This window comes from Streptomyces sp. NPDC044063 (assembly GCF_056434285.1).
On record NZ_JBWKFM010000019.1, the window covers coordinates 1 to 11454 of the forward strand.

General features: G+C 72.4%; 14 protein-coding genes. 13 read left to right on the top strand and 1 reads right to left on the bottom strand.

Annotated elements, in window-relative coordinates:
- The first annotated feature begins 125 nt into the window (after nt 1-125).
- Together AC07BS_RS22520 and AC07BS_RS22525 are read left to right on the top strand one after the other, a co-directional pair.
- Entirely contained in the window at nt 126-416 is a 291-nt protein-coding gene (locus AC07BS_RS22520) for a hypothetical protein (protein ID WP_478647100.1), read from the top strand.
- A gap of 65 nt (nt 417-481) precedes the next feature.
- A complete protein-coding gene (locus AC07BS_RS22525; protein ID WP_478647102.1) occupies nt 482-826 on the top strand; it encodes a hypothetical protein in 345 nt (114 codons plus the stop codon).
- Nucleotides 827-848: 22 nt separating this feature from the next.
- Here AC07BS_RS22525 and AC07BS_RS22530 read toward each other — a convergent pair whose 3' ends face one another.
- Complete coding sequence (locus AC07BS_RS22530; RefSeq protein ID WP_478934062.1) at nt 849-1241, bottom strand: hypothetical protein; 393 nt, start codon at nt 1239-1241, stop codon at nt 849-851.
- Between the two features lie 148 nt (nt 1242-1389).
- On the opposite strand from AC07BS_RS22530, the gene AC07BS_RS22535 reads away from it, so the two are divergent.
- The 11 genes from AC07BS_RS22535 (at nt 1390) to AC07BS_RS22585 (ending at nt 11414) form a co-directional block, all read left to right on the top strand.
- Nucleotides 1390-1932 (top strand): hypothetical protein, encoded by a 543-nt coding sequence (locus AC07BS_RS22535; RefSeq protein ID WP_478647104.1) that lies wholly within the window; start codon nt 1390-1392, stop codon nt 1930-1932.
- A 30-nt stretch (nt 1933-1962) separates the two neighbouring features.
- On the top strand, nt 1963-3036 hold the full coding sequence (locus AC07BS_RS22540) for a phage tail protein (RefSeq protein ID WP_478934064.1): 1074 nt from the start codon (nt 1963-1965) through the stop codon (nt 3034-3036).
- Nucleotides 3037-3049: 13 nt separating this feature from the next.
- Nucleotides 3050-4249 carry a phage tail family protein gene (locus tag AC07BS_RS22545; RefSeq protein ID WP_478934066.1) on the top strand — a complete coding sequence of 400 codons (1200 nt, stop codon included), beginning with the start codon at nt 3050-3052 and terminating at the stop codon, nt 4247-4249.
- Nucleotides 4250-4262: 13 nt separating this feature from the next.
- Nucleotides 4263-5189, top strand: a complete 927-nt coding sequence (locus tag AC07BS_RS22550) for a phage distal tail protein (protein WP_478934068.1) — start codon at nt 4263-4265, stop codon at nt 5187-5189.
- 58 nt (nt 5190-5247) lie between these two features.
- Nucleotides 5248-6405 (top strand): hypothetical protein, encoded by a 1158-nt coding sequence (locus AC07BS_RS22555; RefSeq protein WP_478647110.1) that lies wholly within the window; start codon nt 5248-5250, stop codon nt 6403-6405.
- Nucleotides 6402-7538 carry a hypothetical protein gene (locus AC07BS_RS22560; protein ID WP_478647112.1) on the top strand — a complete coding sequence of 379 codons (1137 nt, stop codon included), beginning with the start codon at nt 6402-6404 and terminating at the stop codon, nt 7536-7538. The genes AC07BS_RS22555 and AC07BS_RS22560 overlap by 4 nt, the downstream gene beginning before the upstream one ends.
- Complete coding sequence (locus tag AC07BS_RS22565) at nt 7539-8264, top strand: hypothetical protein (RefSeq protein ID WP_478934070.1); 726 nt, start codon at nt 7539-7541, stop codon at nt 8262-8264.
- 38 nt (nt 8265-8302) lie between these two features.
- The gene (locus AC07BS_RS22570; protein ID WP_478647114.1) at nt 8303-9763 is read left to right on the top strand and encodes a phage tail protein; all 1461 of its coding nucleotides are present in this window, start codon (nt 8303-8305) and stop codon (nt 9761-9763) included.
- Between the two features lie 99 nt (nt 9764-9862).
- Nucleotides 9863-10909: a peptidoglycan-binding protein gene (locus tag AC07BS_RS22575; protein ID WP_478647116.1), complete on the top strand. Its 1047-nt coding sequence runs from the start codon at nt 9863-9865 to the stop codon at nt 10907-10909.
- A 14-nt stretch (nt 10910-10923) separates the two neighbouring features.
- A complete protein-coding gene (locus tag AC07BS_RS22580; RefSeq protein ID WP_478934073.1) occupies nt 10924-11148 on the top strand; it encodes a hypothetical protein in 225 nt (74 codons plus the stop codon).
- Nucleotides 11145-11414 (top strand): hypothetical protein, encoded by a 270-nt coding sequence (locus tag AC07BS_RS22585; RefSeq protein WP_478647120.1) that lies wholly within the window; start codon nt 11145-11147, stop codon nt 11412-11414. Before AC07BS_RS22580 ends, AC07BS_RS22585 begins: the two co-directional genes overlap by 4 nt.
- Nucleotides 11415-11454: the final 40 nt, after the last annotated feature.

The following is an 11454-nucleotide window of genomic DNA, read 5'->3' on the forward strand; positions in this document are numbered from 1 at the left end:
CCCCCCCCCCCCCCCCCCCCCCCCCCCCCCCCCCCCCCCCCCCCCCCCCCCCCCCCCCCCCCCCCCCCCCCCCCCCCCCCCCCCCCCCGCCCCTCACTCCCCACCCTTCTGAAACAGGAGCTCCCATGCCCGGATTCGACGTCAACGCCGCCCGCGCCCAGCGCCTGGAGGCCCTCGGCAGGACCTGGACCTTCCGGCTCGACGACGACACCTTCGAACTCCCCACCGAGATCGGCCACCGTACGGCCCGCGCCCTGCGCGAGCTCGACGACAACGACGTCGACGGCCTGCTGGGACTGCTGCTGGGCGAGAAGCAGTTCAAGCGCTTCCTGGAGCACGACGTGACGATGCAGGACATCGCCGCGATCCTGGAGGCCTACGGCAAGGAGACCGGGCTCGGCCTGGGGGAAGACTGAGCCTCGACGCGTTCGCAGAGGAACACGCCGAGGCTCTGGAAGCCGATCTGCTGCGGCACTACGGGGTGGACCTGCTGGACTGGCACCGGGGTTCGCTGTCCTCGCGACGGCTCGCGGTGCTGGTGAAGCACATGCCGCGCGACAGCGCGATCAACCGCGACCTCCACGGCGAGGCCGTGGAGTGGGACGCGTCGACGCATCTGCTGGCGGCGCTGGTCGACCACACGGCTGTGGCCAACTGGCTGACGGTCACCATCAACAGCGGCGAGGACTCCGAACCGCTGGACTGTCCGGAGCCGGTGCCGCGGCCGAGCCCCGCGGGGCCGGATCCGGTGACTCCGCTCCCCGGCGAGCGAGGAGAAGGGTCCGGTAGTCCCTCGCACGCGGATCTCATGAAGCTCTTCGGATAAATGAAGCGGTCCGCCGGCCGGCTCATGTCCACCTGATGAGCACGTAGAGAATCGGCAGAAGGCCGATGCCCCCCGCCATCAGAACGGCCCGCGCGTGTTCGAACCGGGGGTGCATGGCGGCAACGAACACCTGATGCGCCCTTTTCGGATCGTAAGAAATCTGGATCTCGTCCCCCACCCGGGCGACCACCCCTCGGGTCCTCAGGAGGACCGATGAGTTCTCGATTCCCACCGGGCGCCGCTCGAGCAGATGCCGGACGACTCCACCGGCCTCGTCGTTCAGCGCGTGACAGCGGGCGGGGACGACCACTCGCCTGCGATAGGCAAGGGTATCGGAAACAGCCAGGATCGCACCGAAGAAGATCCATGCGATCCCGAATGCCAATATCACCCACACAATCGCCGGTAAAGACATACCGAGCACCCCTCCCCTTATTCAAGTCAACGCCTCGCCACGATGAATCAGGAGCGGCTCGGCGACACACCCGGATCATACGTCACCCCTGGCACCCCGACCAGACACCCGGAAACTCGGACAACAACAAGGAGGTGCGCACCCAGCCATGTCGGAAAAAGAGATCGAAGAACGGCTCGCCAAGGTCGAAGCAGAGCTTGCCAAAAAGCAGAACAAGGCTGCTGAGGTAAAAGACAGTCCGTCGGTGAACTGGACCGACTGGAAGGTCAACTGGAGCAAATGGGTCGAGATCATCGTGGTCACGAAGGTGACCAGCATCCTTTCACTGGGGCTGCCCAAGCTGTTCAATCTGGACAGCATGATCGAGAAGCAGTTCAAGCTCGAACGGAATAAATGGGGTTTCCTCTGGAAGAAACCCGCGAACCCCCTCGACAACGAAATCCTTCGGATCGACTCCCTGGAAAGTCAGCAACGGCAGTCCGTCAACCAGTTCCTCAGACTGGCCCGGACCGTTCACGACAACGTGATCCCCAGGGTGGGGCGCCTGGAATCCGCCCGACAGGGGGTTCGCGACCAGGTTCGCACCGGCGAGGCGTCGCGCCGCCCTCCCACCCCTGTACAGGGGAACGATGCCGCGCGCATCCGCGACCTCGAGCTGCGTGTCACCAACCTGGCGCGCGCACTGGGCTGACGGACGGACCGTCTCGACGCAGGGAAAGACATGTCTCTGGTTCAATCACTCGGCAGAGCCAACGGCTCCCTCCGAGGCTTCAAGACCAATCTCGACGCCGCCGGCCGGTCCGCGTCCGGCCTGGGCCGGCAGGCCGGCACCGCCCATACCGATGTCGGCCGGATCCGGGGCTCAGCCCAGCAGGCCGGCCGGGAGCTCAAGGGCATGCGGACCGCCGCCGACCAGGCGGCCCGGTCCGTGGGCCGGGCCGGTAAGGAGGCCGGCAAGGGCGGCACGTCCATGGGCAAGCTCCACGGCGGGCTCAAGAAGGCCGACGGTGGGTTCAAGGGGCTCAACAAGTCCATGAAGGGCAACGTCATCGGGATGTTGCTCGAACTCTTCGCACCGCTCATCGAGAAGGTCGTCACCATGGCGTCCAAGTCGAAGGCGATGCAGAAGATCATGAAGGTCGCCTTCGACGTCATCGGCAAGGTCGTCGACACCGTCATGAAGGCCATCGGCCCCCTCATGAAGGCCACCGGCCAGATCATCGCCAAGGTCTGGGACGGCATCAAGGCCGCCATCCTGCCCATCGCGCTGTGGATCGGCTCCGCGATCCCCGGCGCGTTCAACACCGTCAAGGACGCCCTCTCCAGCGCCTGGAGCGGGCTGTCGTCGTTCGCCGGGTCGGTCTTCGACGGCATCCTGTCGGCCGTCAAGGCTCCGCTCAACGGCGTCATCGGCCTGATCAACTCCGCCATCGGCGCCCTCAACGGCATCAGCGTCTCGATCCCCGGCTGGGTCCCCCTCGTCGGCGGCAAGACCTTCGGTGTCAGCATCCCGCGCATCCCCATGCTCGCCGAGGGCGGCATCGTCGCCCCGCGCAGCGGCGGCGTGCCCGCGATCGTCGCCGAGGCGGGCGAGGCGGAGGCGGTCATGCCGTTGTCCAAGCTCGACCGGCTGGTCACCCGCACCGCGGTCGAGGCACGGCTCGCCTCCGCGAAGGCCGGCGCCGGCGCCACGCGCGCCGCCGGCTTCCACATCGAGAACTACTACGCCACCTCGTCCAGCGATCCCCAGGACACCGCCCGGGCGCTGATGTTCCTGGCCAAGGCCCGCGGGTGAAGGAGGACACCGGATGGCCGCCACAGCAGCTCTCCCCCGCACTCCCCGCGATCCCCTCGCCGGGTCCGCCGGCGCCTTCCGCGCCTTCGGCACCGCGCTCCGCGGAGTCGCCGGGTCCGTCGGTGGTCTCCAGGGCGGTGCCCGCGCCGCGGCCCGCGCCGCCGACCGCATCAGGGCCTCCTCCGGCCCGGCCGGCAAGGACGTCAAGCGGTTCGGGACGGACGCGGGAGCGGCCGGCCGGGCCCTCGCCGGACTCGGCCGGCAGTCCGCCACCGCCGGGTCCGGCCTGCTGAGGACGCGGACCGGCACCCGGCAGTCGGCCCGGCTGATGAAGAACGCCGGCCGCGGATCGGCCACCGCCGCCAGGACCCTCGCCCTGACCGGCCGGAGCGCCGGCCTCACCGGGCGCCTCGCCGGCGTCCTCGGCGGCAATCTGAAGATCGCCGGCGGCGTGATGACGGCCGTCAACCTCGTGATGAAGACGAACCCCTTCGTCCTCGTCACCACCCTGCTCGCCCCGTTCGCCGCCGAGCTCATCGACTTCGCGATGAACTCGGAGCTCGGGCAGCAGATCATGGAGACGGTCTTCGGCCTCGTCGAGACGTACATCTCCACCGCCCTGGCCGTGATCGTGCCGGTGGTCACCGGCTACCTCGCCGCGATCACCACCGTCTGGCACGGCGTCGAACGCGTCATCAAGCCGGTGGTCACCTGGGTCACCAAGGACATCCCCCGCGGCTTCCGCGTCGTCGACTCCGCGATGCGCAAGGCCCTGCACGGCATGGGCGGATTCCTCGAAACCGGCTTCCAGACGGTCGCCGGCGTCGTCAGGGGACCGATCGAAGGAATCATCGCCTTCGCCAACTGGGTCATCGACGGCCTCAACAGCCTCAGCTTCAGCATCCTCGGCAAGCACTTCGGCGTCGACCTGCCGAAGATCCCGATGCTGGCGCGGGGCGGCGTCGTCACCCCCCGCGACGGCGGCGTCCCCGTGATCCTCGCCGAGGCCGGTGAGGCCGAGGCCGTCCTGCCGCTGTCCAAGCTCGACGCGCTCCTGGCCCGTACGGCCGAGGCGGCCCGGCACGCCCGGCCCCCGGCGGCCGCCCCGGCCTGCCGCGTCGAGCACTTCCACGAGCCCGAGGGCCGCGCCTCCCACGGCATCGCCGAGGACCTGCTGTTCCTCGCGCGGACCAGCGCACAGACAAGAAGGTGAGGGCCACCCACCCATGGCACCAACCCCGACACAGATGAACACCGGCACCGAACCCCCCGGCTCACTGATCACCCGCGACGGGCAGATCCAGTGGGCCGGGCTTCTTTTCGGGCCCGGTACCGACTACGAGATCGACAGCGGCGGTCTCACCGGCTGGGCCGACCTGCCCGGTCTCGACAGCGGCGACGTCCTGCGGCCGGACCAGCACGGTGCCTGGCCGGGGGCGCTGTGGGCGCAGGCCCGTACCGTCACCGCGCCGGTCTGGCTGCTGCCCGACCGGCCCGAGCGGGCGGCGGAGGTGGCGCGGCGGTTCCGGGCCGCCACCGCCGTCCACAGCGACGAGCAGTGGCTGGCCGTACGGCTCCACGGCGAGACGCTGGCCGTACGGGCCCGGGTCAACCAGCGCGCGATCCCCCACGACCGCATGTTCGTCACGCGCGGCGCGGCCAAGGCCACCGTGCAGTGGGTCTGCGCCGATCCGCGGCGCTTCTCGATCGAGGAGCGCGTCGCGACGACCGGGCTGCCGCGGCGGGAGGCCGGCCTCGACTGGGGCGGCGGCCTGAAGTGGCCGCTGGCCTGGGGAGGTTCGTCCGCCAACGGCGTGCTCACCGCGGTCAACGCCGGGGACGCCCCGGCCACCCCGGTGATCGAGTTCCGCGGCCCGGTCCGGCGGCCGTCGCTGACCCGGCTCGGCGACGACCTGCGCCTGGAGTACGACATCGCGCTCGGCCCCCAGGACGTGCTGACCGTCGACACCGGCGCGGGCACGGTCACCCTCAACGGGACGACGTCCCGGCTGCACACCGCCACCGCCCGGTCCTCGCCCGAGCAGCTCTTCCAGCTGGAGCCCGGGGAGTCGTCGCTGGCCTTCCGCTGCGATCCCGACGCGGTCAACACCGAGGCGCAGGCCTCCGTCACCTGGCGCGACGCCGGCTGGTGACCCGCCCGCGCACGAGCCCGGCCGCCCATCCCTACCCGTACACCTCATGGAGAACGGCATGAACATCCGCAGTGCTTGGCTGCTCAACACCACCGACGCAGGCGGTGGCCAGTCCCGCATCGACACCCGCCTCGCCCCGCTCGGCACCATGACCCCCGCCGGCCCGCTGGCCTCCCTGGACGGTGTGGTCCCGGGCTCCGCGAACGGCGCCACGGCCATATCCGGCCTGCGCGTCTACGGCGACACCACCGGCCTGAGCGCCAAGGTCGCCCCGGGCCGTGCCGTCGTCCAGGGCAGCGAGACCGCGGGCGGCTACCCCGTGTACCTGCCGGAGACCACCAGCATCACCTTCGCCGACGGCGACCCGGGCAACCCCCGCGTCGACCTCGTCGTCCTGCGCGTCTACGACAACGACCAGGACGGCCTGGGCCGGACCGACGCCACGATCGAGATCGTCCCGGGGCGTCCGGGCGCCTCCCCCACGGCCCAGCCGGTGCCCGCGGGCGCGCTGCCCCTGGCCAAGGTCACCATCCCCGCGGGCGCCTCCGCCGGCACCGGCGGCCTCGACTGGAAGTCGGCGGTGGAGGACCTGCGCCGGGCCACCGTGGCGGTCGGCGGCATCGTCCCGCTCGCCAAGGGCGTGGCCTTCGGCGGCGCCTACCCCGGCCAGTACCGCGACAACGGCTCGGGCCTGGAGCGCTGGAACGGCAAGGAGTGGCGGCCGTACCCGGAGCAGCCGGTGTGGAAGGACTACATCCCCCGCTGGCGCTCCGGCCGGGACGGCGCGGCCCAGCCCGTCCTGCGCGGCGGCTCCATCGAGGGCCGCTACATCAAGATCGGCCCGGTGGTGCACTTCCGCGTCCTCCTGCAGATCGGCGCCCTCGACAGCTGGGGCGGCCCGGGGACGAACGGCAACTGGTACGTCACCCTGCCCGTCGTGCCCGCCAGGAGCTCCACCGGCCACTTCCGCGCCCGCCTGGGCGACGCGAGCGGCGGCTACTTCCACGGCGCCTGCGAGCTCAGCCCCAGCCTGGGCGGCTCGGCCCGCAACTGGACCACCATCAAGTCCTCCGGCGCGCCCACGACCGCCTGGGTCGACGGCGACGACCCGATGCCCCCGCTCGGCGCCGCCGGCTGGGGCGGGATGCCCGGCACGCCCGTCGAACTGCCCTCCAACTGGTACGAGATCTGGGGCACCTACGAGGTCGCCGCATGAGGCAGCCGCCGATGAGGGACGTCACCTACCGCGCCCTGTTCTGCGACCTGCTCACCGATCGCGTCGTCGACGCCCTGCCGCTCACCGACGTCGAGTTCGACGACTTCATCGGCAAGCCGGGACAGCTGCGCGCCACCGTCCCGCTGCCCGACGAGGCCCTGGCGCGCCGCGCCCGCGAAGCGCTCCGGCCCGGCCGCACCGCGGTCTGGCTGGAGCGCGGCTCCGACATCTGGTGGGGCGGCGTCCTGTGGACCAGCACGCCCGCCGGCGACGAGCGGGGCCGGCTGAGCGTGCAGATCCAGGCCGGGACGTTCGACTCCTACCTGGAGCACCGCGTCCTCTCCCGGGACCTGAGCTTCCCGCCGGAGACCGGGCAACCGCCGGTCGACCAGTTCGAGATCGTCCGCGGCCTCGTCCAGCACGCCCAGGAGCAGGACGGCGGCGACATCGGGATCACCTTCGGCACGGAACGGTCCAAGGTCGCCACCCGGCGCTCGTACGCCTGGACCGACCTTGCCCGGGTCAGGGAGCTCATCGAACAGCTGGCCGCCATGGAGAACGGCTTCGAGTGGCGGATCCACTGCTTCCGCGATCCCGACACCGGGGCCCGCGTCAAGCGGCTCCAACTCGGCCACCCCACCATCACGACCAGCACCCGGGCCGACATCGTGCTCGACCGGCCCGGCCCGGTGCTCACCTACAGCCTGCCGGCCGACTCCACCGTGCAGGCCAACGTCTGGGTCGCCCGCGGCGAGTCGGACAACCGCGACCAGGCGAGCGAGTCCCGCCCGCAGATGTCCGCCGTACAGGTGGCGCGGGAGGACCTGAAGGCCGGCTGGCCCCGGCTGGAGGGCTCCTCGGACCTCAGCGGCATCTCGGAGAAGGCGCTCCTCGACGGCTCGGCCGCCGCCGAGCTCCAGCGCGCCCGCCGCCCCCAGGTGATCCCCGAGGTCACCATCCGCATGGACGGCCGCATCACCCCCGCCCTCATCGGCGCCACCGTCCTGCTGCGCATCCGCGACGGCTGGCACCGCGACGGGTCCGACGCCCGCTACCGCGTCGTCGGCCTGACCGTCACACCGCCCGCGCGCGGCAAGGGCGAGACCGCCAAGCTCTATCTGGAGGAGGCCTAGATGGCAGCCATCCCCACCGACCTCCTCGACCGCATCCGCTCCCTGGAGCGGCAGGTGCGCGCCCTGATGGGCAGCGCCAACACCCGGCCCGCGATGGACCGGGTCAAGGGCGGCAACGTCGTCATCAGCGACGGCGGGCAGCTGTCCGTACGCAGCAGCGAGGACGAGAAGGGCGCCGAACTCCTCTACATCGGTCAGAGCCCGCAGGTCTTCCCCAACCGGCCCGACGGCAACGGACAGACCGGCTTCATGCTGCGGCGCGAGGACGGGTCCGTCGCCATGGCCGTACGGACCGAGGCGCCCGACATCGAGGACCGGCAGTCGCTGAAGATCTTCGACCACAAGAGCAACGCCATCCTCTCGGACGACCCCTCCGGGGAGGGCCTCGCCCGCCCCTACCTGCCGTACCCGCTGCCGCTCCCGGTGGACGAGAGCCGCTGGGAGTCCACGGGCTCCACGGAGTGGACGACGCTCTACGGCGGTGACGCGATCGCCCAGCACCCCTACCTCCACTGCCGGATCACCGGCGGCGCGGACGGCGAGGTGCGGCTGCTGGTCAACGGGGCCCAGGTCGGGCCGGCCGCCACCGGGGAGCTCCGGTTCACCGAGCCCATCGGGGTCCCCTTCGACACCCAGGTCACCTTCCAGGTGCAGGCCCGCGCCACCCGGCCCGGCGGCACCGTCCGCTGCGTCCCCCGCGCGCTCTACGGCGTCAAGTCGCCCTGAGCGGCGTCCCTTCTTCCCATCACAAGGAGGCACCCAGCGTGCTGCCCACCGGCATTCCCACGGTGACCGTCACCGGTCGCTATCTGACCCCCAACGGTGAAGCGCTCAGCGGCACCGTCACCTTCCGCGCCCCCTCCCTGCTCACGCACAGCGGCAGCGACGTCATCCTGGGCGGCCCGATCGTCGCCGTGCTCGACGCGGACGGGCGCATCCGGGCCACGCTGCCCGCCACGGACGCGCCCGGCATGAACCCGGCCCAGTGGACGTACAACGTCACCGAGCAACTGGCCGGCCTCCCGGTCAACCGCACCTACGAGGTGGCGCTGCCGGCCGCCCAGCCCACCGTCGACCTGGCCGACATCGCCCCGGTCGACCCCGAGGCGCCGCACTACGTCGCCGTGCCGGGCCCGCCGGGTCCCGCCGGAGCCCCCGGCCCCGCCGGCGCGCCCGGCCTCGTCCGGTCCGTCAACGGCAGGAGCGCCGCGGACATCACCCTGACCGCCGACGACGTCAAGGCCGTGCCGGCCGCGTCCGTCGGCGCGGCGAACGGGGTCGCCGGGCTCGACGCCACCGGCAAGGTGCCGGCCGCCCAGCTGCCGCCGGGCGCGGTCGCGGCCGTCTCCAGCGTCAACACCAAGAAGGGCGCGGTCGTCCTGACCGCGACGGACGTGGGCGCCCTCGACCAGGCGGCCGCCGACCTCCGCTACGTCCAGCAGTCGGCCGTCCCGGTGAAGTCCGTCAACGGCCGCACCGGCCAGGTCGTGCTGGACGCGGCGGCCACCGGCGCCGTCCCCGCCGGCACGGCCGTGCTGCTGACCGGCGATCAGAGCGTCGACGGTGTGAAGACCTTCACCGCCGCCCCAATCTCCACGGACCGGCCGACCGCCGCCGGGCACCTGGCCACGAAGGGCTATGTGGACTCCCTGGCCGCCCCCGGCACCTGGGGCCCGCGCGACCTGGGCTTCAGCGCCTGGACCTTCGACCCGGCCACGGCCGCCTACGACGCCGCCCAGTTCTGCGTCCCGGGCACCATCTACCTGATCGGCGTCAACGTGCCGGTCGCCACCAGGATCAGCGACCTCGCCTTCTACGTGCTCGGCTTCAACGGCACCTCGCTGAGCACCGCCTCGTACGCGGGCCTGTACACCTCCGCCGGCACCCGCGTCGGCGAGACCACCTCGCTGACCAACCACATCAGGGCGACCTTCGGGGCCACGGTCGTCTGCCCCCTGACCACGCCCTACGACGCCCAGCCCGGCACCTACTGGATCGCGCTGCTGATCAATGGTCCCTCGGAGGACAAGCGGACCGACGGGCCCGGCTTCGCCGCCGGCGCGAACGCGGGCCGGCAGCCCTCCGGCTCGGCCAGGATGCCCGGCGCCTTCACCCGCTACGGCCGCCTGGCGACGACCGGCCAGACCTCGCTGCCGGCCTCGTTCAAGCCCTCCACCACGACGATCGTCGAGGACGCGAACGCCATCTGGGCCGCCCTCGCCTGATCCCGGGCCACCCCTCCCCCGAAAGGCCCCGGGCCGTCCCGCTCCCCCGGCGGCGGCCCGGGGCCTTCTCCCGTACCGAACCCACCCTGGAGCGAACCCATGGCAACTCCCCTCACCGCCGACCAGCTGCTCGCCGCCCTCCGTGCCGAGGGCCTCGACGTCGTCGAGGTCGGCGACTGGCGTGAGCACGACCGCAACCACAAGGGCGCCTGGGGGCCCGTCCACGGCGTGATCGTCCACCACACCGTGACCAGCGGCACCAAGGACTCCGTCGACATCTGCTACGACGGCTACGACGAACTGCCCGGCCCCCTGTGCCACGGCGTCATCGACAAGGACGGCACCGTCCACCTCATCAGCGCCGGCCGCGCCAACCACGCCGGCAGCGGCGACGGGCGGGTGCTCGACGCCGTCGTCCGCGAGGCGAGCGCGCCCAGCCCCGGCAGCGACGACACCGACGGCAACGCCCGCTTCTACGGCTTCGAGTGCGTCAACCTCGGCGACGGCGAGGACCCCTGGCCCGCGGCCCAGCTGGAGGCCATCGAGCGCGCCTCGGCGGCGCTGTGCCGCGCCCACGGCTGGAGCTCGGCGTCCGTCATCGGGCACAAGGAGTGGACCGCCACCAAGATCGACCCGGCGGGCTTCTCGATGGACGACATGCGCGGCCGCATCGCGTCCCGCCTGGGCTCCGCGCCCGGCGGCCCCGCCGAGCCGCCGGCCGGTGGGGGTGACCCGGCCCCGGCCGTGACGTCCTACACCGTCCGGCGCGGCGACACCCTCTACGGCATCGCCGAGTCCCACGCGACCACCACCACCCGGCTCGTCGCCCTGAACGACCTCGACGAGCCCGACGTCCTGCGCCCGGGCCAGGAACTGCGCGTTCCCGCCCCCGGCAACGACTACGAGCCCTTCCCCGGAACCGCCTTCTTCCGCGGCGCCCCCGAGTCCCCCGTCGTCACCGCCATGGGCCGGCGCCTCGTCGAGGAGGGCTGCTCCGCCTACGCCGAGGGGCCCGGCCCGCGCTGGAGCGAGGCCGACCGCCGCTCGTACGCCGCCTGGCAGCACAAGCTCGGCTTCTCCGGCTCCGACGCCGACGGCCTGCCCGGCCGGACCTCCTGGGACGCCCTGAAGGTCCCCCGCTCCTGAATGAAAGGCCCCCCATGACCGACACCACCAAGCGCACCCTGCGCACCGTGCTCCAGACGGCCGTGGCGCTCGCCGTCGTCCTGCCCGCGGTCGTCGAGGCGGCCGGTCTCCCCGCGACCCTCCCCTGGGTCGCCGGCGCGCTGGCGGCCGCCGGTGCCGTCACCCGCGTCATGGCCCTGCCCGGCGTCCAGGCCCTGCTGCCCGGCTGGCTGCGCACCGATGACCGGGGCCGCGCATGACCGAGACCGGAACAGAGCGCACCGCCCCCGCCACCGTCGCCCTGGAGCTGGAGCGGCTGCGCGGCACGATGGAGGCCGGGTTCGCCCGGGTCGACGGGTCGCTCGCGCTGCTCGTACAGCGCAGCGACCAGACCGACAAGCAGCTGGCCGATCACGAGGCCCGGCTGGACGCCCTGGAGCGGGCCCGCTGGCCGATGGCCGGGGTGGCCGCGCTGACGGCCCTGGCCGGTCTGGTGCTGGCGGCCCTCCAGCTCGCGGCCCACTGACCACGCCGGAAACGCTGCCGGAAACGCCGCAGGGCGGCCA